16 protein-coding genes are annotated in these 25,350 nt (G+C 71.6%); 4 read left to right on the top strand and 12 right to left on the bottom strand.

What is annotated here, in order from left to right; translation table 11 throughout:
* Positions 1–281 precede the first annotated feature (281 nt).
* The 4 genes from cimA to ABD369_RS32265 form a co-directional block, all read right to left on the bottom strand.
* Positions 282–1,892, bottom strand: a complete 1,611-nt coding sequence (gene cimA / locus ABD369_RS32280; RefSeq protein WP_344640156.1) for a citramalate synthase — start codon at positions 1,890–1,892, stop codon at positions 282–284.
* A 329-nt stretch (positions 1,893–2,221) separates the two neighbouring features.
* A complete protein-coding gene (locus ABD369_RS32275; RefSeq protein WP_344640155.1) occupies positions 2,222–2,788 on the bottom strand; it encodes a Uma2 family endonuclease in 567 nt (188 codons plus the stop codon).
* A 104-nt stretch (positions 2,789–2,892) separates the two neighbouring features.
* Positions 2,893–4,005 carry a branched-chain amino acid aminotransferase gene (locus ABD369_RS32270; protein WP_344640154.1) on the bottom strand — a complete coding sequence of 371 codons (1,113 nt, stop codon included), beginning with the start codon at positions 4,003–4,005 and terminating at the stop codon, positions 2,893–2,895.
* 211 nt (positions 4,006–4,216) lie between these two features.
* On the bottom strand, positions 4,217–5,254 hold the full coding sequence (locus tag ABD369_RS32265; protein WP_344640153.1) for a 3-isopropylmalate dehydrogenase: 1,038 nt from the start codon (positions 5,252–5,254) through the stop codon (positions 4,217–4,219).
* A 156-nt stretch (positions 5,255–5,410) separates the two neighbouring features.
* Between ABD369_RS32265 and ABD369_RS32260 the strand changes: the two genes are divergently transcribed.
* The 4 genes from ABD369_RS32260 to ABD369_RS32245 all read left to right on the top strand — a co-directional run bounded on the left by ABD369_RS32260 (position 5,411) and on the right by ABD369_RS32245 (position 11,623).
* Positions 5,411–7,519: a PIG-L family deacetylase gene (locus ABD369_RS32260; protein ID WP_344640152.1), complete on the top strand. Its 2,109-nt coding sequence runs from the start codon at positions 5,411–5,413 to the stop codon at positions 7,517–7,519.
* A 76-nt stretch (positions 7,520–7,595) separates the two neighbouring features.
* Positions 7,596–10,127 carry a YfhO family protein gene (locus ABD369_RS32255; RefSeq protein WP_344640151.1) on the top strand — a complete coding sequence of 844 codons (2,532 nt, stop codon included), beginning with the start codon at positions 7,596–7,598 and terminating at the stop codon, positions 10,125–10,127.
* A 63-nt stretch (positions 10,128–10,190) separates the two neighbouring features.
* Complete coding sequence (locus tag ABD369_RS32250) at positions 10,191–11,165, top strand: glycosyltransferase family 2 protein (protein ID WP_344640150.1); 975 nt, start codon at positions 10,191–10,193, stop codon at positions 11,163–11,165.
* A complete protein-coding gene (locus ABD369_RS32245; RefSeq protein ID WP_344640149.1) occupies positions 11,162–11,623 on the top strand; it encodes a GtrA family protein in 462 nt (153 codons plus the stop codon). The genes ABD369_RS32250 and ABD369_RS32245 overlap by 4 nt, the downstream gene beginning before the upstream one ends.
* Here the strand turns inward: ABD369_RS32245 and ABD369_RS32240 are convergent.
* From ABD369_RS32240 to ABD369_RS32205, 8 genes are all read right to left on the bottom strand, one after another.
* Positions 11,564–14,947: a S8 family peptidase gene (locus ABD369_RS32240; protein ID WP_344640148.1), complete on the bottom strand. Its 3,384-nt coding sequence runs from the start codon at positions 14,945–14,947 to the stop codon at positions 11,564–11,566. The two genes, ABD369_RS32245 and ABD369_RS32240, sit on opposite strands and share 60 nt — an antisense overlap.
* Positions 14,948–15,137: 190 nt before the next feature.
* On the bottom strand, positions 15,138–15,293 hold the full coding sequence (locus ABD369_RS32235) for a hypothetical protein (protein ID WP_344640147.1): 156 nt from the start codon (positions 15,291–15,293) through the stop codon (positions 15,138–15,140).
* 331 nt (positions 15,294–15,624) lie between these two features.
* Entirely contained in the window at positions 15,625–16,248 is a 624-nt protein-coding gene (locus ABD369_RS32230; RefSeq protein ID WP_344640146.1) for an LURP-one-related/scramblase family protein, read from the bottom strand.
* A gap of 142 nt (positions 16,249–16,390) precedes the next feature.
* Complete coding sequence (gene serA / locus ABD369_RS32225; RefSeq protein ID WP_344640145.1) at positions 16,391–17,971, bottom strand: phosphoglycerate dehydrogenase; 1,581 nt, start codon at positions 17,969–17,971, stop codon at positions 16,391–16,393.
* Between the two features lie 223 nt (positions 17,972–18,194).
* Complete coding sequence (gene ilvC, locus ABD369_RS32220) at positions 18,195–19,193, bottom strand: ketol-acid reductoisomerase (protein WP_344640144.1); 999 nt, start codon at positions 19,191–19,193, stop codon at positions 18,195–18,197.
* Between the two features lie 119 nt (positions 19,194–19,312).
* Positions 19,313–19,837: an acetolactate synthase small subunit gene (gene ilvN, locus ABD369_RS32215; RefSeq protein ID WP_344640159.1), complete on the bottom strand. Its 525-nt coding sequence runs from the start codon at positions 19,835–19,837 to the stop codon at positions 19,313–19,315.
* Positions 19,838–19,930: 93 nt separating this feature from the next.
* Positions 19,931–21,811, bottom strand: coding sequence for an acetolactate synthase large subunit (locus ABD369_RS32210; protein WP_344640143.1), 1,881 nt, complete (start codon positions 21,809–21,811; stop codon positions 19,931–19,933).
* A 300-nt stretch (positions 21,812–22,111) separates the two neighbouring features.
* On the bottom strand, positions 22,112–25,219 hold the full coding sequence (locus ABD369_RS32205) for a putative bifunctional diguanylate cyclase/phosphodiesterase (protein ID WP_344640142.1): 3,108 nt from the start codon (positions 25,217–25,219) through the stop codon (positions 22,112–22,114).
* Between the last annotated feature and the right edge of the window lie 131 nt (positions 25,220–25,350).

Raw genomic sequence — 25,350 nt, 5'->3', positions numbered from 1 at the left:
GCGCCAAGAGCGCACTCATCACCCTCGTCGAACACGCCCTCCTCGCCCGCCTCCGATGAGGAGGGGCCCTCTCCTCGCCCGCCTCCGATGAGGAGGGGCCCTCTCCTCGCCCGCCTCCGATGAGGAGGGGCCCTCTCCTCACCCGCCTCCGATGAGCTGAGGAGAACCTGGACCGTCCGTCCAGGCCGTCGAAGGCGTCGAACAGGGGTGCGGGGAACCGTGCGGAGGACCGGCCACCGAGGTGCCCGGTCTCTCGCGCGGCTCCCCGCACCCCCGGGGGCTCAGCCCTCCGCCGGATCCAGTCCGGCGTGGAGCAGCCCGTAGGTGTACGCGTCCTCAAGTGCCAGCCAGGACGCGGCGATCACGTTGTCGGCGACCCCGACCGTGGACCAGGTCGATGCGGTGTCGCCGGACTCGATCAGTACCCGGGTCTTGGAGCCGGTGCCGTGCTGGCCCTCCAGGATGCGGACCTTGTAGTCCACCAGCTCCATCCGGGCGAGCTCCGGATAGATGTGCTCAAGTGCCGTGCGCAGCGCCATGTCCAGCGCGTTCACCGGGCCGTTGCCCTCGCCGGTGGCGATCCTGCGTTCGCCCTTGGCCCAGATCTTGACGGTGGCCTCGTTGCCCGCCTTCCCGTCCGGCAGCTGCTCGCTGATGGTACGCCAGGACTCCAGGGTGAAGAAGCGCTCCCGGCGGCCCTTCACCTCGTCGCGGAGCAGCAGTTCGAACGAGGCGTCGGCGGCCTCGTAGGTGTAGCCGAGGTTCTCCTGCTCCTTGACCCTGGCGACCACCCGGCCCACCAGGTCGCGGTCGGCGGAGAGGTCGTAGCCGAGCTCCTTGCCCTTGAGCTCCACCGAGGCCCGGCCGGCCATGTCGGAGACCAGCATCCGCATGGTGTTGCCGACCAGTTCGGGGTCGATGTGCTGGTACAGGTCCGGGTCGACCTTGATCGCGGAGGCGTGTAGCCCGGCCTTGTGGGCGAAGGCGGAGAGGCCGACGTAGGGCTGGTGGGTGGAGGGGGCGAGGTTGACCACCTCGGCGATGGCGTGCGAGATCCGGGTCATCTCGGCCAACCTGCCCTCGGGCAGCACCCGCCGGCCGTACTTGAGTTCCAACGCGCCGACCACCGGGAACAGGTTGGCGTTGCCGACCCGCTCGCCGTAGCCGTTGGCGGTGCACTGGACGTGGGTGGCCCCGGCGTCCACGGCGGCCAGGGTGTTGGCGACGGCGCAGCCGGTGTCGTCCTGGGCGTGGATGCCGAGCCGGGCCCCGGTCTCCTTCAGCACGTCGGCGACGATCTCGCGGACGCCCGCTGGCAGCATCCCGCCGTTGGTGTCGCAGAGCACGACGACGTCGGCGCCGGCCTGGTGCGCGGTGCGGACCACGGCGAGGGCGTACTCGCGGTTGGCCCGGTAGCCGTCGAAGAAGTGCTCGCAGTCGATGAAGACCCGGCGGCCCTGGGAGCACAGGTACTCCACGCTGTCCCGGACCATCTCCAGGTTCTCCTCCAGGGTGGTGCGCAGCGCCAGTTCGACATGGCGGTCGTGGGACTTGGCGACCAGGGTGATCACCGGCGCGCCGGAGGTGACCAGGGCGGCCAGCTGCGGGTCCTCGGCGGCCCGGCCGCCGGCCCGGCGGGTGGCACCGAAGGCGACCAACCGGGCGGTCCTGAGGTCGAGTTCGGCGGCGGCCCGGGCGAAGAACTCGGTGTCGCGCGGGTTGGCGCCGGGCCAGCCGCCCTCGATGAAGCCGACGCCGAAATCGTCCAGGTGCCGGGCGATGGTCAGCTTGTCGGCGACCGTGAGGTTGATGCCCTCCCGCTGGGCGCCGTCGCGCAGCGTGGTGTCGAACACGTGGAAGCTGTCGTCGGGACGGCTATTGGCCTCGGTCATGACCCTGGGTTCTCCGTTTCCGGGGGTACTGCTGTCGTTTTGCCGGATTCTCCGGCTCCACTGTCCACCATCCCGCGCGCTCCCCGGTGTCCCTCGACCCCTTGTGGGGGCTTCGGCCGGTCCGGGCGGAAACAAAAAGACCCCTCGCGGGTGCGAGAGGTCTGCGCGCGGGTCTGGACGACGGTGATCGCTCCGTACCGGGGGGTTACCGGAGAGCGGTCACTGCGGACCGGCGCGCCTGCTGCTAATAATCAGCGAAAGCGAGGACACCCTTGGAGTGTGGCACACCATCCGGGATCCGGCCTGCCCGTCTCGCGATGCGGGACGTCTCAGACCAGCCGGTCGGTGGCCAGGTCAAAGTCGAAGGGCTTCGGCAGCGGCAGCGGATCGCCGACCGGGACCCCGGTGGTGGTCGTGTAGTCGCCACGCCGGGGAGCGCTGTGCAGGACGATCCGGTTCGCCTGGCGGTCCACCAACAGGTAGAGCGGGATGCCGGCGGCCGCATAGCCCTTCCGTTTGGCCTCGCGGTCCTTGCCCGGGCGGCTGGACGTGACCTCCATGACCATCAGCACCCCCTCCGGCTTGGACCAGGACTCCTGGCCCAGCATGGCGTCGGCCTCGGTGAACGTGCCGTCAGGAATGTACCGGCCGTCCGGCACGATAAGGCCCTTGCCAGGGGCAAAATCGATGTCGTCTGCGCACAGCCGGAAGACCTGTCGAACAATCCGGCCGATCGCGGTCTCGTGGCCGCCGTCCGGTGGTGGGGTCACGACGATCTCCCCTTCGATGAGCTCGGCCTTGAACCCCTCGGGGGTATCCAAGGCGAGGAAGGCCTCCAGCAGGCCGTCGTCCTCGCCACCCGCCGTGTCGGAGATGTCGTGCGTCAGCGCGGTCACGAACCCTCCTTCCAGTCCGCAGAACTCAACGAGCGGAGCGATTCGAGGTTACCCACGCCGGGCGTCCCATCCCGCCACGGCGGACCGGGACGCCCGGCCGGAGATCAGACGATCTTGTGCAGCCAGCCATGGGTGTCCGGCACCTGGCCGCCCTGGATGGCGAGCAGGTTCCGGCGCAGCTCCATGGTGATCGGGCCGGGCTCGCCCTTGCCGACCGTCCAGTCCCCGCGGGCAGACTTGACCGAGCCGACCGGGGTGATGACGGCCGCGGTGCCGCAGGCGAAGACCTCCGTCAGGGTGCCGTCGGCGTTGCCCTGCTTCCACTCGTCGGTGGAGATCCTCCGCTCCTCCACGGCGTAGCCGAGGTCGGCGGCCAGCTTCAGCAGCGAGTTGCGGGTGATGCCGGGCAGCAGCGCGCCGGAGAGCTCGGGAGTGACGATCTTCGCGTCCTTGCCCTCGCCGAAGACGAAGTACAGGTTCATGCCGCCCATCTCCTCGATCCACCGGTGCTCGGCGGCGTCGAGCCAGACGACCTGGTCGCAGCCCTTCTCGGCGGCCTGGGCCTGGGCGACCAGCGAGGCGGCGTAGTTGCCGGCGCACTTGGCGGCACCGGTGCCCCCGGGCGCGGCGCGCACGTACTCCTCGGAGAGCCAGACCGAGACCGGCTTGACGCCACCGGGGAAGTAGGCGCCGGCCGGGGAAGCGATGATCATGAAGAGGTACTCGTTGGACGGGCGCACGCCCAGACCGACCTCGGTGGCGAACATGAACGGCCGCAGGTAGAGGCTCTGCTCAGGCTCGCTGGGCACCCAGGCCTGGTCCTGCTGGACCAGCAGCTCCACAGCCTCGATGAAGGTCTCGACCGGCAGCTCGGGCATCGCCAGCCGGCGGGCGGAGGCCTGGAAGCGCTCGGCGTTGGCGGTGGGCCGGAAGGTGGCGATGGAGCCGTCGGCCTGCCGGTACGCCTTGAGGCCCTCGAAGATCGCCTGGGCGTAGTGCAGCGTCATGTTGGCCGGGTCGATCTCCAGCGACGCGTACGGCGTCAGCTGGGCGTCGTGCCAGCCCCGGCCCTCGGTCCAGCGGATGGTGACCATGTGGTCGGTGAAGACGCGGCCGAAGCCGGGGTTGGCCAGCCGGGCCTGCCGCTCCGCGTCGGACAGCGGGTGCGCGGAGGGCTTGAGCTCGAACGTGATGGGCGCCTGGGTGGGCGTACTCATGTCAGTCTGTCCTTCACCGTGGGGTTGGTCCGGGCCCCGCCACCGGTGTTCGAACACACGACGGCACGGCCCACTGTCGATACTCGCATCCAGAGGGCCGTGCCGAACAGCTGGCAAGCTGCTCCGTTATGTGCTCCGGCCCGTCGGCCGGAACTTCCCCGTGAAGGATCCGGCCCGCTAGCCGGGACTCCCCTGCCAGGGATCCGGCCCGCTAGCCGGATACTCGGGCGGCGAGCGCGTCGCCGACCTGGGAGGTGGTCCGGGGGCCCGTGCGCTCGGCCAGGTCGGCCGCGACGGCGGCCTCGACCTTGGCCGCCTCGGCGGTGAAGCCGAGGTGTTCCAGCAGCATGGCGACGGACAGCACGGTGGCGGTCGGGTCGGCCTTGCCCTGGCCTGCGATGTCCGGTGCCGAGCCGTGCACCGGCTCGAACATCGACGGGAACTCACCGCTGGGGTTGATGTTTCCGCTGGCGGCCAGGCCGATGCCGCCGGTGACCGCCGCGGCCAGGTCGGTGAGGATGTCGCCGAACAGGTTGTCGGTGACGATCACGTCGAAGCGCTCGGGCTGGGTGACGAAGAAGATCGTCGCCGCGTCGACGTGCAGGTAGTCGGTGGTGACCTCGGGGAACTCCCGGCCGACCTGCTCGAAGGTCCGGGTCCACAGGTGGCCGGCGTGCACCAGCACGTTGTTCTTGTGGACCAGGGTGAGCTTCCTGCGCGGCCGGGCGGCGGCACGCCGGTACGCGTCGCGCACCACCCGCTCGATGCCGAAGGCGGTGTTGACGCTCACCTCGGTGGCGATCTCGTGCGCGGTGCCGGTCCTCAGGGTGCCGCCGTTGCCGGCGTAGGGGCCCTCGGTACCCTCGCGGACGACCACGAAGTCGATCTCCGGCCGGCCCGCCAGCGGACCGGTGACGCCCGGGAGGAGCTTGCCGGGGCGCAGGTTGACGTAGTGGTCGAAGGCGAACCGCAGCTTCAGCAGCAGTCCGCGCTCCAGTACCCCGGAGGGCACCGACGGGTCGCCGACGGCACCGAGCAGAATGGCGTCGTGGGTCTTCAGCTCGGCCAGCACGCTGTCCGGGAGGGTCTCGCCGGTGCGGTGGTAGAACCGGGCACCGAGGTCGTACTCGGTGGTCTCCACCTCGACGTCGGCGGGGAGGGCGGCGGCAAGCACCTTACGGCCTTCGGCCACCACTTCCTGGCCGATGCCGTCACCGGGGATCACTGCGAGACGAAGGCTGCGAGACATGGCAGGGACCATACTCGCGCGTCCCATGTCGTGACACGTTCTGTCCATCATCCGGACGTCGCGTGTCGCGGGAACGGTGGTACGCAGTTTCGAACGAAGCGGGCGTAACCGGTAATATCCATCCAGAGTTCATGGTTTCTTCACGGGGGATCACAGATGGTCAATCCCATCAGCCGGCGCCGCGCCCTGTGGCTCACCGGCGGGATGGCGGCACTGCCCGCGGCCGGTTACGGCCTGTGGGAGGCCACCCGTTCCGCACCGCCCAAGCCGCACGCCACCAAGGCTCCCCCGGAGACCATCCAGGCCAGCGGTATCGCGGGCAGCTCGGAGCGGATGTCCTTCGTCCATGTGATCGCCCATCCGGACGACAACCTCTACTTCATGAACCCCGACCTCGACCAGGCCGTCGCCACCGGCGCCTCCTGTGTCACGGTCTGCCTCACCGACGGCGAGTCGGACGGCCGCAACGTGCTGCACAGCGAGGCTGGCCACAGGCGCGTCCCCGCCGATCGCCCCGACTACACCAGGGCGCGGATCAACGGGCTCGCCGCCTCGTACGCCGTGATGGCCACCGGCGACGAGAACAGCCCGTGGGACGTGAAGCTGGTCAGCTACCACGACGGCATCTCGGTCGAGCAGCACACCCTGCGGGCCGCTCCCCACGTGCAACTGATATTCCCGGCGCTGGTGGAGGCCCGTGCGGTGAGCACCCCCAGGACGGACAGCCTGCGCGGTCTGTGGCTGGGCCAGGAGGAGCGGATATCCACCCTGCCTCCGGCGCACAGCGGCCTGCCCCCGCAGGCCGGTTACACCCGGGACCAGCTGATAGACACCCTGGTCAACATCATGGACCACTTCCGCCCCACCGTTGTCCGGATGCTGGACCCCAACCCGGACCATGCCCCCAAGGCGCCGCCCAGAGCGCAGGGCCTGCTCTACCTGGACCACCAAGACCACACCTACTCGGCGTACTTCACCCAGGCGGCGCTCGCCAAGCACTGGGGCGACGGCCTGGCCCGGACCGCGACGGTGGAGAGCTACCTCGGCTACGTCAACGCCGAGCTGCCGGCCAACCTGGACCAGGCGACCGTGCAGCGCAAGGCGCGACTGATCGACACCTACGGCTGGGCGGACGACCGCGACTGCGGCGACCCGGCAGGCTGCGGCGACCGCAAGGTCGGCAAGGGCGCGCTGCGCAACGGCTGGGCGCAGAGCACCCGTTACCGCGCGGCGGGCAGCGGCCAGTGGCTCCAGCGGACCGCCGACGGCAGGCTGGCGGCCTTCACGCTGCTGAACGGCGCGGCCGCGTACTGGTACGAGGACGCCAAGGGCTGGCACGGCCCCCGGCGGATCGCGGGCGGAGGTCTGGAGGGACAGCTGCAGGTGATCCGTCAATCCGACGGGCTGCTGCGGCTGCTCGGCGTGCGCACCGTGCTCGGGTACACCTTGCGGGACCACCGCCGTGAGGTCGTCACCTGCGTGCAGAGCCCGGGCGCTCCGGGCGAGCCGCCGTCTTTCGGCGACTGGCAGAGCCTGGGTTCGCCGGACGGTGACGACTCGGTGAAGTCGATGGAGTTCGGCTACCCGTGCGCCCTCGCCCGCCCGGACGGCAGCGTGCAGGTCTTCGTCCGCACCTTCGCGGGCACCGTCGCGGTACGGACGCTGGACGGCGGCTGGAACGCGCTGCCGCTGCCGAGCGGGGTGGGCCAGCAGGTCCAGGACGGCCTCGGCGCGGTGCTCGACGCGAACGGGCTGACCCATGTCTTCGCGGGTGGCAGGAGCGTCGCGCACTGGATGAGCGACACCCCGGGCGGGCCGCTGCGCCCGGCCTCGCCGACCGGTCTGCCGGTGCCGGGCGGCCCGATCACCGCCCTGCTGGCCCCGGACGGCCGGCTGCGGCTGCACTTCCGCGAGCCCAAGTCGGCGAAGGTGCTGACCGCCGAGCTCCAGCCCGGCAGAGGGACCTGGAAGGTTGTCGGCGAAACCATCCCACCGGGTGGTTTCGGCCGGGTCGCGGCCACCGCGAACGCGCTGGCGGTCCGGGACGGGAAGGGGCGCGTCGCCCTCTCCACCAGCCAGGACTGGCTGCACTCCGGCGGCCAGGAGTGGCTGCGCTCCGGACCGCTGCTGACCGGTACCCCCTCGCTCGCCACCGACCGGGCCGGCCTGCCGGTCGCCGTCGCGGTGGGCTGCGACGGCATGCTCTACGTCGCCCGGCGCCCGGCCGAGGACCAGCCGTTCGGCCAGTGGACCATGGCGCCCTGAGGCCGCCGGTTCTCGTGGGACAGGGCCGCTTATGCTCGACCAGTTCAAGACGACCCGCAGCAGGGAGCCGCACGCCGTGAGCCGGAGCACCGCCCTCGTCCGCCGCCTGAGAAGCCCGGAGCTCGGTGCGGCCCTGCTCGCGGCCGGGCTCTCGATGGGCGCCTACTGCCTGGCACTGGCGCTGCGCGGCACGTACCCGTTCGGCGCGCGCTCGCGCGCGGTGAACGACCTGGGCAACCAGTTCGTGCCGTTCCACGCCCACCTGTGGGACCTCCAGCACGGAAACACCACCGGTGACCTGGTCTTCAACTGGAACAGCGGCTACGGCGCGCCGTTCCTGGCGGACTTCTTCACCTATCTGACGAATCCGTTCTCCTGGCTGGTCGGGCTCTTCCCGCGCGACGCGGTGAACTTCCCGGTCTTCCTGGTGACGCTGCTCAGCATCGGCCTGGGCGCGGCCGTGATGACGTACTTCCTGGGCCGGCTGCACCCCGGGTCGCCGTGGCTGCGCGCGCTGCTCGGGACGGGGTACGGGGTCTGCGCCTGGGCGGTCAACGACGGTTCCCCCGACCCGATGTGGATGTGGGGCCTGGTCTCGCTGCCGCTGGTCGGCATCGCCTGCGACTGGTGCCTGCGCGGCCGCCGCTGGGTGCTCGGCACGCTCTTCGTGGCCGTCGCCTGGGCGGGGAACTTCTACACCGGCGCGATGGCCACCATCGGTGCCGGACTGGTGCTGCTGCTTCGGGTGGTGCTGGACGAGCGGCCGGTCCGGGCCCGGCTGCTGGTACTGGGCCGGGCCGCGGCCATGGTCGTGACCGGGGTGCTGCTGACCGCGCCGGTGATGTTCGTCGGCCTCAAGGCCAGCAAGGCCTCCCAGCCCGCGCCACTCGCCACCTACGACGGACCGCCCGCGCTCACCGACTACCTGGCCCAGCTGCTGCCCGGCGGCCGCTCCGCGGTGAGCGTGCCGAACGTCTTCATCGGGGTGCTCGGTCTGCTGCTGGTCGCCTCGCTGCCGTTCAACCGGCGGCTCGGCGTGCGCGAGCGGGTGGCCTGGTACGCGCTGCTGCTGCTGGTCGCGCTCAGCTTCGTCTGGGAGCCGACCATCCTGCTCTGGCACGGCCTGGCGATCCCCAACGGCAGCCCGTACCGGGCCGCCTTCGTGCTCAGCGGCATGCTGACGATGGCCGCCTGGGTCTCGCTCTCCCGCCGCCCCGACCTCTTCGCGCTGACCGGCGGCGCCGCGCTGGTGGCCCTGGTCGTGCTGGCCGGGCACGGCCGCAGCTCGGTCTACGCCATGACCTGGGTGCTGGTCCTGGCCGGCGGCGCGCTCACCTTCGCCGCGCTCTGGGCGCTGGAGCACTGGCACGGCGACCGCCGGGCCGGGCGCATCGCCGTCCTGGTGCTCACCTGCGGCGTGCTGGCCGGGACCACCCTGTCCACGTACTCGGCCACGGTGATCCGCGACAAGCTGCCGTTCTTCTTCCCCCGCCCCACCATCAACGGGCCGAGCCTGGCCGCGTACCAGGTGCTCAGCCGGCACGACGACTGGCCCGCCTCCCGCACCGACCCGGGCCCGCACGAGTTCGCCTCCAACGACCCGATGCTGCTGGCCGGCGAGGGCGGTTCGTACTACAGCAGCTACCTCCCGGCCACCACCGCCGAACTGCTGCACGACCTCGGCGCGGGCTGGTTCATCCAGGGCCGGCACACCCTCAGCCCGGCCGACCCGGTCGGCCGGGCCCTGTTCGGGGTCACCACCTACCTGGACAGCAGCTCGGACCCGAACGGCTTCACCGCCAAGCACGCCGCCGCCGCGCCGCTGGTCACCGTGCACCCCTCGATCAAGCCGGACACCTCCTCGGTCTGGTCCCGCCAGGAGTCCCTGCTCGGCGCCGAGGTGTACGAGGTCCCGCAGCTGACCCCGACCGCCGGCCCCCGGCCCGCCCTGCACGGCAGCAGCGGCTGGTCCGTCCCGGCCACGCCCAGGGGCAGCGCCTGGACCACCTTCACCGGCAGCTGCGCCCCCGGCAGCAGCGCGTTCTTCTACGCGCCGTGGTTCGGCGGCACGGTGATGGGGATGGGCGCCAAGTACGAGAGCTACGGCAGGCAGCCGATGACCGCCATGCCGATCAGGTCGCTCGGCACGGTCGGCGCCGACGGCAGGGTCCAGGTGCAGCTGCGCGCCTCGGCCGCCGCCCAGATCCCGGCCCAGCCGATCGGCTGCTTCAACCAGCCGGCCCTCGACCGGGCGCTCGCCGGGCTCAAGGGCGCCACCCACGTCAGCGCGGGCGGGCACACCCTGAGCGCCGAGCTGCCCGCCTCCTCGAGCGGTACCGCGCTGGTCGCGCTGCCCGCCGTCACCGGCTGGCAGTGCTCGGTGGACGGCGGCGCCGCCCGCCCGGTGCAGTCCGTGCTCGGGATGATCGGGGTGCCGCTCGGCAGCGGGGCTTCCCGCCTGTCCTGCAGCTACCGCACCCCCGGGCTCGCACCGGGACTCGCGGTCAGCGGAGTCGGCCTGGTTGTCCTCGTCGGAGTGCCGCTCGCCGCTAGGCTGCGGCGCAGGGGCAAGGCGGTTGGGTCGGCCACCCCGGTACCATCGACGTGATTATCGGGACAAATGTGGCAGTGCGACCAGCCGCCCTGAGTGCCCACTACCGGAGGTGAGCCAGTGCGACTGTCGGTCGTGGTCCCCTGCTACAACGAAGAAGACGTGATCGACCTCTTCGACAAGTCGATCCGCGCCAACCTGGACGAACTGCCGATCGACTACGAGCTCTGCTACGTGGACGACGGCAGCCGCGACGGCACCCTGGAGCACCTGCGCAAGCTCGCCGACGAGCACCCGGGCAGCACTCGGTACGTGTCCTTCAGCCGCAACTTCGGCAAGGAGGCCGGCATGCTGGCCGGCCTGCGCGAGGCCACCGGCGACGCCGTGGTGCTGATGGACGCCGACCTCCAGCACCCGCCGGAGCTGATCGAGCGGATGCTGGAGCTCTACGACCGCGGCCACGACCAGGTGATCGCCCGCCGCACCCGCGAGGGCGACAAGGCCGTCCGCAGCGCCGTCAGCCGGTTGTACTACCAGCTGATCAACAAGTGGGTGGACGTCGAGATCGAGGACGGCGTCGGCGACTTCCGACTGCTCTCCCGCAAGGCCGTGGACGCGCTGCTCTCACTGCCGGAGTACAACCGCTTCTCCAAGGGCCTGTTCTCCTGGATCGGCTTCGACACCGTCACCTTCGACTACCGGAACGTGGCCCGCGAGGCCGGCGAGACCAAGTGGCGGTTCGGCGCCCTGCTGAACTACGGCATGGACGGCCTGATCTCCTTCAACAACCGCCCGCTGCGGCTCGCCATCTACCTCGGCCTCACCCTGGTCGGCCTGGCCGCCCTCTACGCGGCGTGGATCACCGCGTCGGCCATGGTGGACGGGATCGACTCCCCCGGTTACGTCACCCTGATCGTCGCGATAGTCGCTCTCGGCGGCCTGCAGATGGTGATGCTCGGGCTGATCGGCGAGTACATCGGACGGATCTACTACGAGACCAAGCGCCGACCGCACTTCCTGGTGAAGGAGACCAACGCGCCGCGCGCGACCTTCAGGACCGAGGGCTACCGCGGCTCCCAGGAGGAAGAGCGGTGAAGCCGCAGTTCTGGCAGATCGTCAGGTTCGGACTGGTCGGCGTCGCCAACACCGCGACCTTCTACCTGATCTACCTGGCGCTGCACCCCTTCCTGCCGTACTTCGCGGCGTTCACCATAGCCTTCCTGCTCAGCATGGTCGGCTCGTTCTTCCTGCACACCCACTTCACCTACCGGACCAGGCCGACCTGGAAGAAGTTCCTGCTCTTCCCGCTGCCCAACATCACCAACTACCTGGTGCAGAGCACCGGGGTCGTCGCCCTGGTCCGCTGGGTGCACCTGGACAGCAAGATCGCCCCGCTGGTGGCCGCGCTGGTCGCGATCCCGGTCACCTTCGTGCTGTCGAAGATCGTGCTGACCGGCCGGGCCCGGACGCCCGCCCCGGCCGGTCCGCACGGCTCAGCCGGCGTCGACCAGCTGGACGCGGTCGCCGTTCCGGTTGAGGTGGTGGACAAGTAGCAGCCCGGAGCGGTCGCCCGCCGCGCGGCGCAGCTCCAGCGCCCCGCCCGGCTGCTCCCGGGCCAGCACCGCGGCCGGTCCCCCCGGCCCGCTGCGGACGTCCAGCGCCGGGTGCAGGACGTCGATGCCCATGGTGGGCTTCTCGCCGTCCATCCCGATCGAGGAGATGGCGTCCAGGGCGCTCACCGGCCTGCCGCCGGTGAAACCCGTCCACAGTCCGTAGCGGATGCCCGTGGCACCCGGCTTCAGCCGGGGCAGCTTGGCCAGCCGGACCGGCAGCACCACGGTGTCGCCGTCCAGCAGGCCGGTCTCGGTCTCGCCCCAGCGGGCGTTCAGCGGCTGGACGTCCAGCTCCGCGCCGGTGGCGGCGTCCAGGGTGCGGGCCACCAGGACGTCGCTGCCGGGCAGCCGGTCGGCGGCCACGACGGCGTCGGCGACACCGTCGCCGTCGGTGTCAAGGGAGGCCCGGACGGCGAAGTTCCCCACCGGGGTGGCCGCCGGGGCCCAGAAGGTGGCGGCCAGGTAGAGCGTGCCCTGGGCCAGGCCGTCGCCGCCGAGCTCCGGGGCGTCGCTGGCCGCGCCCGCGAAACGCAGGTCGGCGGCCCGGTCGCCGTCCTGGCCGGCGCACGGCCCCGCGCCCTTGCGATCCGGCTCCCGCCCGTCCTGGTGCAGGGCATCCGTGGCGCCGTCCGGGCAGTCGGGCCAGCGCGCGCCCGCTCCGCCCAGCGCGAAGGCGCTGACCAGGCCGCCGCCCGCACCGGGCGCGGCGGTGCCGTTCAGGGCGAGCAGGGTGCTGGACGGCGAGGTGCGCACCTGGGGACCGGCCTTGAGCTCGGAGGCCGGGCGGGGCGCGGCGAACAACGGCACCCGCAGTACCGGCAGCCCCGCGTCGGCCGGGGTGAGCACCAGCCGCCCGGAGAGCTCGGCCCGCCAGCTGCGGGCCCGGCCCGCCTGGAGGAGGTCGACGGTCGGGTCGGGCGAGCGGCCCAGCTGTCCCGGCACGCGCAGCATGACGGTGACCCTGGCCGTTCCCTGGGCCGGGACGGTCACCTGGCGCGGCGTCATCTCGAAGGAAGCGCCCGGGACTTCGGTGGAGGACTGGTAACCGGTGGTGTAACCGACCGGATGGGACGAGAAGTTGCGGATCTCCACCTCCCGCTTCAGCGCGGTCGGACCGGTGACCGGCACCGGGCCGAAGGAGACGCCGACCGCGCCGTCCACCGCCCCCTGGCCCGCCGCGTACGCCACGGCGGGTGTCCGTACCGCCTGGTCCGCCTGGGCGCGTCCGGCACCGGCCCGCTCGGGCCCGTACACCGGCCCGGTGCGGTTGTCGCCGAGCCGGGTGTCGGCCGCGGTGTTCATCAGGGCCGCCTTGACCTCGGCGGCCGTCCAGGCCGGGTGGGCGGCCCTGACCAGGGCGGCGAGTCCGGCGACGTGCGGGCTGGCCATCGAGGTGCCGTCCTCGCGCGTCCCGCCGCTACCGCTGCCCGCCCTGGCCGACCAGATGGTCTCGCCGGGCGCCGCGAGGTCCGGCTTCACCACGCCCGGCAGGCCGATGCCGCGCGAGGTGAAGGAGGCCAGGGTGTCGGTGCGCTGCGGCTGGTCCTGGCCGACCGAGCCGTGCAACCGGTTCTCCCTGGCGGCCAGTTGGACCTTCACCGGTCCGCCGGCCATGGCCTTGGTGAGCCGTTCGCCGTCCGCCTTCGCCAGGATCGCCACCGGGATCCGGTCGTCGCCGGCGAGTTCGCCGAGGCCGTCGCCGTCGGCGGCGAACAGCGCGCCGACCGCCCCGGCCGCCGCCGCGTTGTCCGCCCGCAGTGCGGAACCGCAGGCCCTGTCGGCGTCCTTGGTCCGCCAGGAGAGCACCGCCACCTTGCCGCGCAGCCGTTCGGCGTCGGCCGGGCCGAACGGTGTGCAGCCGTCCGACTGGTCGGCTGGCAGGGCGAGTTGACCGCTGACGTCCTCGGTGGACCAGCGGGGGTACTTGGCGCTCCAGTGCGCCGGGACCACTCCGGCCAGCGACTCGGGGGCGAGCACTCGGATGCCGTCCGCGTCGGTGTGCCGGTCGACCGAGGCGGCCACCCCGATGACGCGCGCCGCGGTGCCGGGGCTGCCGCCGATGCCGTACACGTCGCCGTCGTTGCCGATCGCTGCGGCCACCACCGTCCCGAGCCCGGCCAGCCGGTCGGCGGCGATCGCGTCTGCGTCGTCCGGTCCGCCGAAGCGGCCGCCGAGGGAGAGGTTGACCACGTCCAGGCGGTCCGTCAGGTCTCCGTCGCCGTTGGGGTCGGCGGCCAGGTCGAGTGCCTGGGCGAGCTGGTCGGTGGATCCCTCGCAGCCGAAGACCCGGATCGCGAACAGCCTTGCGCCGGGGGCGACTCCGGGGGCGACCTTGAAGGCGGCCGGATCGAGACCGGGACGGTAGGGCCCGGTGTAGGTGCGGCCGTCCGCGGTGACGCCGAGGCCCGCGACGGTGCCCGCGACATGGGTGCCGTGACCGTTGGCGATGCAGTCGATGGGGTTGTCGCCGGGGTGCGGCACCGGCTGCGGATGCGCGGAGGAGGGGTCGGGGTCGTAGTCGTCGCCGACCAGGTCCTTGCCGCCGAACACCTTGGCACTGGGGAACAGCCCGGCGGGAACGGTCCTGGCGCCGGCCGCCGAGCGGAACGCCTCCTCGGTGCCGGGGCCGCCGAAATCCGCGTGGGTGTAGTCGACGCCGGAGTCGATGATGCCGACCCTGACCCCCTCGCCGGTGTTGCCCGGCAACCCCGCGGTGCCCGACCAGACGGCGGGGGCGCCGGTGAGCGGCACCGAGTACCCGTTGGAGCGGCGCTTGAGGGTGATCGGGTGGACCGCCCTGACCCCGGGCAGCCGCCGCAGCCCGGCCAGCCGGTCGGGGGGCGCGGACACCGCGATCCCGGTGATCAGGGTGTGCGTACGGTACAGCTCACGGGCAGCGGGGGCGGCGCGGCGGACCGCGCCGGCCAGGGTGTCCAGCGCCCGGTCGGCCCGGCGGCGCTGTCCTGCCCCGGCCTCGGCGGCGGCCCGGCGGACCTCCTCCGGTGAGCGCTTGGACCGGCGGGCGCCATCGGCCGCCCGGTGCCAGGCGAGGGCCGCGGGTTCGGCGTCCAGCTCCAGCAGGACGCGCTGCGGCGGTCCGGCCCGCCCGGGCAGCGGCCTCGGTCCGGCTGCCACGCCGGGCGGGGCCGCGGTGAGCGCCACGCAGCCCGCCAGTACGGCGAGGGCGGCCCCCAGCCTGGTCGGCCGCCCGCGCCGCGGGGGCCTGGCGGAGGGGTTTCGGCTGGGAACCGGTGGGATGCGCACGGAGCCGTCCTTCCCCGGCAGGGGCGGACAGATCTCACTGCCGCCCGCGCCGCGCGGACGTTGATCACCCCTCCGGAAGGGCTCAAATTACGATCATCGCGCCGGTACGGGCGAGCCGACTCCCTCCTTCGGGGAGGGAGTGCACTCATGCGGGTGACGACCGGTCAGGCTTCCGGGCGAAAGGGCCGGTTCAGCCGACGTGGCCGGTGGCACCGCCGTTGTCGCGGCGGTCCAGGGCGCGCTGGAGCGCGGCGGCGGCGTGCGGGTCGGGCGCCACCCGGCGCCGCCGGCGCGGGGCGCGGACGGGAGTGGTCGGAACGGGACGGCGGTCTGCGGTGGGGGGCATACCGGGCTCCTTCGGGCGAGGGCGCGCACGAGGGCGCGCACCGAGGGGTTCAGGAGGACTGGGAGTGCCGCGCACCGCGCCCTGGCATGGTGGTGGCGGGCGACGGGCCGGCACGCCGGACAGGGGTCGCCTGCCGGTACGCGGACGGCACGCACGGGCCGGCGCTCCCGCTTGTCGGGGCGGCTCACCGTGCGGCTCCTTCCAAAGTACGACGCCGGGCAGGCGCTGTCTGCACGAATAGTTGGATTTCCTAGTATCTGAGACGGCGTTCACCCCGAAGACGCGCGAGGGCCCGGACCGAAGCGGTCCGGGCCCTTCCACCGACGGTCGATCAGTCGTCCAGCACCATGGCCTCGGCGCAGGCCGCGATGGTCAGGATCAGCGCGTCGTCCTGGCCGGGAACGATGGTGACGCCGTAGTGCTCGCTCAGCAGCGACCACTTGCGGTCGATGTGCGCGACCTCCTGCTCGCCATAGGTGATGGCGTACTGGTGGTCGGTGATGTTGCCGGTGACGTGCAGCTCGGCGCCGTTCTCGAAGGTCACCGTGAACTTGTAGACCAGCGGGGAGAACAGGGCCTTCTTCACGGTCGCGATCCGCTGCTCACCACGCTGGATGTAGCGGATGTCGCGGAGCGTCATGATCTTCTCGGAGATCCGGTACAGCTCGTTGCCGTTCACGTCCTGCAGGGCGATGACACCGCTGAAGCTGAACATCCTCTCGTCGACCTGGAAGACGCGCTCACCGTTGCGCTTGATCCAGAAGTCGTGGGTGGGCGAGAAGAACTTCTCGTCGATCTCGTAGGTCACGCCGTTCTGCACCGGCTCCTCACCGGAGAGCAGGCGCTGGCTCAGGCCCTGCAGGAAGTTGTCGTGCTGCTCCCCGTGGCCCTGCTGCGGCTCGCTGCCAAGCAGCTGCTGGGCGAAGCCGAGCAGGTCGCCGAAGCCGTTACTCATGGCGGGATTCCCCTTTTGTCGTGCCATCGTTCGACAAGACTGTAGAGGCCCCTCTCTAGTGGCCGACAGCCCTTCCCCGGTCCTGTTGCACAATCAGCACAACAGCGGGGAAGGGCTGTCGAAAAGTCATCAGCGGCCGGCGTCAGCCGAGGTTGACCGCCCGCGCGAACTGGGCGCCGATCGCGCCGGCGATCTCGGCCAGCACCTCCTGGGACACCTCGCTGTCCACGGTGATCGAGGCCAGCGCGCAGCCGTTGTCCCGGGCGACCTGCATGCCCGCGATGTTGATGCCGGCGTCGCCGAGGATCTTGCCGAGGGTGCCGACCACACCGGGGCGGTCGTCGTACTTGAAGAAGACCATGTGGTCGGTGAGCGCGACGTCCACGTCGAAGGAGTCCACGCCGACGATCTTCTGGGCCAGCTTGGGGCCGGCCAGGGTGCCGGAGATGGCGCTCTCGCTGCCGTCCGAGAGGGTGCCGCGCACGGTGATCACGTTGCGGTGCTCGGGGCTCTCGCTGGAGGTGGTCAGCCGGACCTCCACGCCGCGCTCCTGGGCGAACAGCGGGGCGTTGACATAGGACACCGTCTCGGCCACGACGTCCTCGAACACGCCCTTCAGCGCGGAGAGTTCGAGCACCTTGACGTCGTGCTGGGTGATCTCGCCGCGCACCTCGACGTCGAGGCGGACGGCCACCTCGCCGGCCAGCGCGGTGAAGATCCGGCCCAGCTTCTCGGCCAGCGGCAGCCCCGGCCGGACGTCCTCGGCGATCACGCCGCCCTGGACGTTGACCGCGTCCGGCACCAGCTCGCCGGCCAGCGCCAGGCGGACCGACCTGGCGACCGAGATGCCGGCCTTCTCCTGCGCCTCGTCGGTGGAGGCACCCAGGTGCGGGGTGCAGACCACGTTGTCGAAGGCGAACAGCGGAGAGTCGGTGCACGGCTCCTGGGTGTAGACGTCCAGGCCGGCGCCGGCCACCCGGCCGTCCTTGAGCGCGCTGAGCAGCGCCTCCTCGTCCACGATGCCACCGCGGGCGGCGTTGACGATCCGCACGGTCGGCTTGACCTTGTGCAGCGCCTCGTCGCCGATCAGGCCGATGGTCTCCGGGGTCTTGGGCAGGTGGACGGTGATGAAGTCCGAGACCTGGAGCAGCTCCTCCAGGGTGACCAGCTTGACGCCCATCTGGGCGGCGCGGGCGGCCTGGATGTAGGGGTCGTACGCGACGATCTTCATCCCGAAGGCGGACATCCGCTGGGCGACCAGCACACCGATCCGGCCGAGGCCGACCACGCCGAGCACCTTCTCGGAGAGCTCGACACCGGTGTACTTGTTGCGCTTCCACTCGCCCTTCTTCAGCGCGGTGTTGGCCGGCGCGATGTTCCGGGCGACCGAGATCAGCAGGCCGCAGGCGAGTTCGGCGGCGGTGACGATGTTGGAGGTCGGGGCGTTGACGACCATCACGCCGGCCTTGGTGGCGGCCGCGACGTCCACGTTGTCCAGGCCCACGCCGGCCCGGGCGACGACCTTGAGCCGCTTGGCGACGGCCAGCGCCTCGGCGTCCACCTTGGTGGCGCTGCGGATCAGGATGGCGTCCACGTCCGCGATGGCGGTCAGCAGTTCGGTGCGGTCCCCGCCGTTGCAGTGGCGGATCTCGAAGTCCGGTCCGAGCGCGTCGACGGTGGCGGGCGACAGCTCTTCGGCGATCAGTACGACAGATTTGCTCACGACGGTTTGTCCTTATGACTGTCCGGTCCCCACCGCCCACGGAGGTGGCGTGACGGGCAGGGGGAAAGTGGCATGCCGCGTAGGTAGACGCACGACGCTGTGAGCCTGACGCGCACTCGGAAGTGTATCGACGGGACGGGTACGGGGCCGCTCCCGTCCGGCGAAATCACCCGGACGGGAGCAGCCTTGTTGTACAAGGCCGTTGAGCGGCCTCAGCGCGAGGTCACGCCTCCTCGTCGACCCAGCTCATCAGCTTGCGCAGCTTCTTGCCGGTGGTCTCCAGCAGGTGCTGGGAGTCGGCGTTCTTGTACTCGTTGTACTTCGGCAGACCGGCCTTGTACTCGGCGATCCAGGTGTTGGCGAAGGTGCCGTCCTGGATCTCCGCGAGGACCTTCTTCATCTCGGCCTTGGTGGCGTCGGTGATGATGCGCGGGCCGGTGACGTAGTCGCCCCACTCGGCGGTCTCGGAGATCGACCAGCGCATCTTCTCCAGGCCGCCCTCGTACATCAGGTCGACGATGAGCTTCAGCTCGTGCAGGCACTCGAAGTAGGCGATCTCCGGCTGGTAGCCCGCCTCGACCAGGGTCTCGAAACCGGCCTTGACCAGGGCGGCGGTGCCACCGCAGAGGACGGCCTGCTCACCGAACAGGTCGGTCTCGGTCTCCTCGGTGAAGGTGGTCTTGATGACGCCGGCCCGGGTGCCGCCGATGCCCTTGGCGTAGGACAGGGCCAGCGCGAAGGCGCCGCCGGTGGCGTCCTGCTCGACGGCCACGATGCACGGGACGCCGCGGCCCTCCTCGTACTGGCGGCGGACCAGGTGGCCCGGGCCCTTCGGGGCGACCATGCAGACGTCGACGTCGGCCGGGGGCTTGATGAAGCCGAAGCGGATGTTCAGGCCGTGGCCGAAGAACAGGGCCTTGCCCGCCTTCAGGTTCGGCTCGATGGCCTCCTTGTAGACGTCGGCCTGGATCGGGTCCGGCACCAGGATCATGATGACGTCGGCCTCGGCCGCGGCCTCGGCCGGGGTGGTGACGCGCAGGCCCGCCTCCTCGGCCTTGGCACGGGACTTGGAGCCCTCCAGCAGACCGACGCGGACGTCGACGCCCGAGTCGCGCAGGGACAGCGCGTGGGCGTGGCCCTGGCTGCCGTAGCCGATGACCGCGACCTTGCGGCCCTGGATGATGGACAGGTCGGCGTCGTCTTCGTAGAACAGCTCGGCCACTTCTGGCACATCTCCTTGCGTGGTGGTGAAGCCGGTTCGGCTAACCGTAGTTGCAACCGGCGAGGGTGTGGGGCGGTACTTCAGGGGGTGAGACGACTGCGTGTCAGACCCGCGGTCCGTCAGGCACTGCGGTCGAGGGCGCGCAGCGAGCGGTCGGTGATCGACCGGGCACCGCGCCCGATCGCCACCAGGCCGGACTGCACGAGCTCCTTGATGCCGTACGGCTCCAGCATCTTGAGCATCGCCTCCAGCTTGTCGGAACTGCCGGTGGCCTCGATGGTCACCGCGTCCGGCGAGACGTCGACGGTCTTGGCCCGGAACAGCTGCACGATCTCGACGACCTGCGAGCGGGTCTCGGCGTCCGCGCGGACCTTGACCAGGACCAACTCCCGCTGGACGGCCTGGGCCTGGTCCAGCTCGACGATCTTTATCACGTTGACCAGCTTGTTCAGCTGCTTGGTGACCTGCTCCAACGGGAGGTCCTCGACGTTGACCACGATGGTCATCCGGGAGATGTCCGGGTGTTCCGTCGGGCCGACGGCGAGGGAGTCGATGTTGAAGCCCCGACGGGAGAACAGGCTGGCGATGCGGGCCAGCACGCCGGGCTTGTTCTCGACCAGGACGGAGAGGGTGTGCTTGGACATGTCGGTCATGGGCTCTCTATCGGGTCGTCTGGGCGGGTGCTCCGGCGAAGCCGGACCGGGTGAGGGCGGGAGGGCGGGCGACGGGCGGGCCGGTCAGTCGAGGTCGTCGCCGAAGTCCGGGCGGACGCCCCTGGCGAACTGGATCTCGTCGTTGCTGGTGCCTGCCGCGACCATCGGCCAGACCATGGCGTCCTGGTGGACGATGAAGTCGACGACCACCGGGCGGTCGTTGATCTCCATCGCCTGCTTGATCACCGCGTCCAGGTCCTCCGGACGCTCACAGCGCAGACCGACGCAGCCCATCGCCTCGGCCAGCATCACGAAGTCCGGGATCCGGGTGCCCTGCCAGCGCTGCGGCTCGATGCCGTCGTCCGCGGCCGAGCCGCCGGTGGTCCCGGCCGGCCCGGCGTGCAGCACGGTGTGGGAGTAGCGCTGGTTGTAGAACAGGGTCTGCCACTGGCGGACCATGCCCAGCGAACCGTTGTTGATGACCGCGACCTTGATCGGAATGTCGTTCAGCGCGCAGGTGACCAGTTCCTGATTGGTCATCTGGAAGCAGCCATCGCCGTCGATCGCCCAGACCGCCGAGTCCGGCCGACCCGCCTTGGCGCCCATCGCGGCCGGGACGGCGTAGCCCATGGTGCCCGCGCCACCGGAGTTGAGCCAGCTGGCCGGCTTCTCGTAGTTGATGAACTGTGAGGCCCACATCTGGTGCTGACCCACGCCCGCGGCGTAGATGGCGTCCGGGCCGACCAGTCGGCCGATCCGCTCGATCACCTGCTGCGGGGAGAGCTCACCCTCGGGGGCGGGCTCGTAGCCGAGCGGGTAGGTCTTCTTCCACTCGTTGAGCTTGACCCACCAGTCGCGGTAGTCGCCCTCGTGCCCGGCGTCGAACTCGGCCTGGACGGCGACGATCAGGTCGGCCAGCACCTCGCGGGCGTCGCCGACGATCGGCACGTCGGCCGGGCGGTTCTTGCCGATCTCGGCCGGGTCGATGTCGGCGTGCACGACCTTGGCGTACGGGGCGAAGCTGTCCAGCTTGCCGGTGACCCGGTCGTCGAAGCGGGCGCCCAGGGTGAACAGCAGGTCGGCCTTCTGCAGCGCGGTGACCGCCGGGACGCTGCCGTGCATCCCGGGCATGCCCAGGTGCTGCGGGTGGCTGTCCGGGAAGACGCCCAGCGCCATCAGCGTGGTGACCACCGGCGCGCCGGTCAGCTCGGCCAGGATCCGCAGTTCGGCGCTGGCCTGTGCCTTGAGCACACCGCCGCCGACGTACAGCACCGGCCGCTTGGAGTTCACCAGGAGCTTCGCGGCCTCGCGGATCTGCTTGGCGTGCGGCTTGGTGACCGGCCGGTAGCCGGGCAGCGAGGGCTCCACCGGCCAGCGGAAGGTGGTGGTGGCCTGCAGGGCGTCCTTGGCGATGTCGACCAGGACCGGGCCCGGACGGCCGGTGGCGGCGATGTGGAACGCCTCGGCGATCACCCGGGGGATCTCGGCAGCATCGGTGACCAGGAAGTTGTGCTTGGTGATCGGCATGGTGATGCCGCAGATGTCCGCCTCCTGGAAGGCGTCGGTGCCGATCGCCTTGGAGGAGACCTGACCGGTGATCGCGACGATCGGGACGGAGTCCATGTAGGCGTCGGCGATCGGGGTGACCAGGTTGGTGGCGCCCGGTCCCGAGGTGGCCATGCAGACCCCGACCCTGCCGGTGGCCTGGGCGTACCCGGTGGCGGCGTGCCCGGCGCCCTGCTCGTGGCGGACCAGGATGTGGCGCACCTTGGTGGAGTCCATCAGCGGGTCGTACGCGGGAAGGATGGCCCCGCCCGGGATGCCGAAGACGGTGTCCGCGCCTACAGCCTCCAGCGAGCGGATGAGCGACTGTGCGCCGGTCATCGTCTCTGCGATGGTGTTGTGTCCCGGAGCGTGGGCGGCCGGGTTGTCCCCGCGGCGGGGGGATGCGGCGTGCTCAGTCATCTGCCTGTCTCTTCTCGGGTTCGTTCGGCCCCCGGCAGCCTTGGCGAGGTGCTGCCCTGCTGGTGGGCCGGTCTCCGGCTCTGCCTCAATCGTCCCGATTCGGGATGATCGAAGCCAGTGGTCCTGCGGTGGTCGAGCAGTGTCAGTGCAACAAAAAACCCCTCGTGCCAAGGGCATGCGAGGGGTGGCGCGTCGGTCTCTCACGAGCGGGACTCGGGTGTCCGCTCAGCCGACGCGCCTGCCAAGTACGAGAATTCGGGTGCGCATGGCACCGACCTTCCTCCTCGGCGGTACCGGGTGTCAAGTGGGTGGGACGGCCGTCTCGCTATGCGGACCGCCGTTCGGACCAGCGCAGGATCCCGGCATCGCGCGGCGTTCGGGCAGGTCCAGGGCGGTGTGGTGGTGTACGGCCCGTCCCCGGCCGCCGGCCGCGGGGACCCTCCCCCAGCCCTCGGCCGGTCCGTCCCCGTCGCCGCCTGGCTCCGGACGGACACCCGATCGGGTGTCCGCGGCCAGGTGCGCTCGCCGCGCCGAGAGCGAGCCCGTCGGTCTCGGCATCGGGTAGACCCGCCGGGCCAGCGCCCGGCCCAGCCGCTGCTCGTCCAGCGGCTGGGCGAAGGCCAGCCCCTGGCCCTGGCGGCAGCCCAGCTCCTGGAGCACCGAGAGCTGCCGGGCGTGGTCCACCCCCTCCGCCATGGTGACCAGGCCGAGGTCCCGGCCGAGCCGCAGCGCGTGCCCGGCGAGCGCCCGGGTGAGGGTGGACTCGGCGAGGTCCTGGACCAGGCTGCGGTCCAGCTTGAGCGAGTCGAACGGGAGCCTGGCCAGCGCCCCCAGCGAGCCGCGGCCCGCCCCGAAGCTGGCCACCGAGGTGGACACCCCGTGGCGGCGCAGCGCGGCCAGCCGGCGGCCGATCTCGTCCGCCTGGTCGTCCGGGCCGGTCCTGGCCAGCTCGATCACCAGCTGTTCGGCGGGCAGGCCGGTCTCCCGCAGCACGCTGACGACGGTCTCGTAGACGCCGGGGGCGCAGAGCCGCTCGGCACTCAGCCGTACGGTGACCGGGACCGCGCGCGGTGCGCCCGGCGCGCGGCGGCGGGCGGCGGCCGCGGTGACGGCCTCCTGGAGCAGCCAGCGGGCGAACCGGGTCGCGGCGTCGCCCTGCTCTGCGGTGCGCAGGAACTCGGCCGGGGTGAGCACCAGCCCCTGCGCGGAGCGCCACCTGGCCTGCGCCTCGACGGCCGCGATCACTCCGGTGGCGAGGTCCACCACGGGCTGGTGGAGCAGGGTGAAGCCGCCCTCCCGGACGGCCAGGCGCAGTCGCTCCTCCAGCTCGGACCGGCGCTCCAGTTCGGCCCGCATGGCCGGGCTGTAGAGCACCACCCGGCCCTTGCCCTCGGACTTCGCCCGGTACATCGCGAGGTCGGCGTTGCGCATCAGTTCGTCGGTGGCGGCCCTGGGATCGGTGTCCGGGGCGTGGCCGCGCGGGCCGAAGGCGATGCCGATGCTGGCGGCGACGCCGAGTTCGGCGCCGCCGATCCAGTACGGCTCGGAGAGCGCGACCCGGACCCGCTCGGCCAGGTCGTGCACCTGGGCGCGGCCGAGGCGCCCGCAGACCAGGGCGGCGAACTCGTCGCCGCCGAACCGGGCCACGGTGTCCCCGGCCCGGACCGCGCCCTGGAGCCGGCGGGCGGCCTGGATCAGCAGTTCGTCGCCGACCTGGTGCCCCGAGGTGTCGTTGACCGCCTTGAAGCCGTCCAGGTCGAGGAAGAGCACGGCCACGGTGGGCTCGTCGCCCCCGGGGTGCTCGCGCGCACCCTCGGCGGGCCAGTCGTCCCGGCCGGGGCGCTCGCCGAGGGCGGCGCGGACCTGCTGCGCGAACAGCGCCCGGTTGGGCAGGTCGGTGAGCGGGTCGTGGAAGGCGTTGTGGTGCAGCTGCGCTTGCAGCATCACCCGTTCGGTGACGTCCCGGCTGTTGAGGATCAGCCCGTCCCGGTAGCGGTTGACGGTGGACTCGACGTGCAGCCAGTGGCCGCCGCCGGAGCGGATCCGGCACTCCACCCGGGCCGAGGGCTCGGTACCGGCCGCGTCGGCGCCGTGCCTGCCGGGGTTGTGGCCCATCAGCCGGCGCACCTCGGCCATGACCCGCTCCGCGTCGCCGGGGTGGACCAGGTTGAGCAGGTTGCCGCCGACCAGCTCCTCGGGATCGCGGCTGTAGACCGTGAGGGTGGCCGGACTGACGTAGCTGAGCAGGCCGTTGGCGTCGGCGATCATGATGACGTCACTGGAGCCCTGCACCAGGGAGCGGAAGTGCGCCTCCTTCTGGGCGAGTTCCTGTGCCAGCGAGAGGTTGTCCAGCAGCATCACGCCCTGGCGCACCAGCAGCACCAGGCCGAAGGTGGAGGCCGAGACGATCATCACCCGATCCAGTGGCCGTCCGCCCATCACGTTGTAGACGATGCCGGCCAGGCACACGGCGGCCGCCACGTACGGGGTGAGCGCGCTGAAGGTGGTGGCCACCCGGCGGCGCGGGGCGCCGCCGGCCGCCGGGTGCTCGCGGTGCGGGCGGACCCGGTCGTGCGACCAGGGTGCCCAGGCGAGCAGCACACTGCCGGCGAACCAGCCCGCGTCCAGCAGCTCGCCGGAGTGGTAGCTGCTGTGCAGCGCGGGCGAGGTGAACAGGGCGTCGCAGACCACCGTGACGGCCAGCGCGACCATCGCGGTGTGCACCGCCGCCCGGTTGCCGTCGCGGCACCGGAAGCGCAGCCCCATCACCAGGCTGACCAGCAGGATGTCCAGCACCGGGTAGGCCAGGCCCAGGGCCAGCCGCAGCGGTGAGGAGACCTCGCCGGCCGCGACCCGGCCGAGCGCCAGGCTCCAGCTGAGCGTGAACAGCGAACTCGCCACCAGCCAGCCGTCCAGCAACAGGCAGAGCCAGCCGGCCGCGGTACGGGGCCGCTGGGCGAGCACCGTCACGCCGATGATCGCCAGCGGGGCGAAGAGCAGGAAGAGGTACTCCGCGATGGAGTCCGGCGGGACGGGGGCCCGCAGCACCACCTCGTACCAGCCCCAGATGCCGTTGCCGAAGGCCACCATCGAGGAGGAGAGGCCGAACAGCAGCCAGGCCGGGCGGGCCGGACCGCCGGCCGTGCAGCCGTGCAGCAGGCAGGAGAGCGAGGCCGCCAGCGCCGCCCCGGCCAGCCCGAAGTCGCCCATGAACAGGGCGAGTCCGGGCGATCCCCAACCGAGCGAGGCGCCGATCGCGTAACCCAGGCAGAGCGTGATCAGCACGGCGCCGGGGATCCGGCCACGGGCTTCACCACCGCGGGTGCCGTCGCCGCGCGGGGCGCCGCCACGGGAGTCCTCACGGCTGGCCGGGGGCGCGGCAGGCAGCACCGCATCGGTGGAGTTCACTCGACATCTCCCCCTCCGACCCGGGGCGTACATCCGCCCGGGCCTCGGCCGTGCCACCGCGTGAAGTGATCTGACGCCACGTCACTGCAGCATCCCCGCAGGCTGCTTCCGGTACCCACAGGAGGGCTGGA

Source organism: Kitasatospora cystarginea, from assembly GCF_039533515.1.
Classification (GTDB): domain Bacteria; phylum Actinomycetota; class Actinomycetes; order Streptomycetales; family Streptomycetaceae; genus Kitasatospora; species Kitasatospora cystarginea.
The sequence above is the reverse complement of the archived record's forward strand: the minus strand, read 5'-3'. Positions and strand labels throughout refer to the sequence as shown.

Coding starts and splice junctions, on each gene's coding strand:
- cimA (WP_344640156.1), bottom strand. CDS start 1,892: ATGACCGAGGCCAATAGCCGTCCCGACGACAGCTTCCACGTGTTCGAC.
- ABD369_RS32270 (WP_344640154.1), bottom strand. CDS start 4,005: ATGAGTACGCCCACCCAGGCGCCCATCACGTTCGAGCTCAAGCCCTCC.
- ABD369_RS32265 (WP_344640153.1), bottom strand. CDS start 5,254: ATGTCTCGCAGCCTTCGTCTCGCAGTGATCCCCGGTGACGGCATCGGC.
- ABD369_RS32260 (WP_344640152.1), top strand. CDS start 5,411: ATGGTCAATCCCATCAGCCGGCGCCGCGCCCTGTGGCTCACCGGCGGG.
- ABD369_RS32235 (WP_344640147.1), bottom strand. CDS start 15,293: ATGCCCCCCACCGCAGACCGCCGTCCCGTTCCGACCACTCCCGTCCGC.
- ABD369_RS32230 (WP_344640146.1), bottom strand. CDS start 16,248: ATGAGTAACGGCTTCGGCGACCTGCTCGGCTTCGCCCAGCAGCTGCTT.
- ilvN (WP_344640159.1), bottom strand. CDS start 19,837: ATGTCCAAGCACACCCTCTCCGTCCTGGTCGAGAACAAGCCCGGCGTG.
- ABD369_RS32210 (WP_344640143.1), bottom strand. CDS start 21,811: ATGACTGAGCACGCCGCATCCCCCCGCCGCGGGGACAACCCGGCCGCC.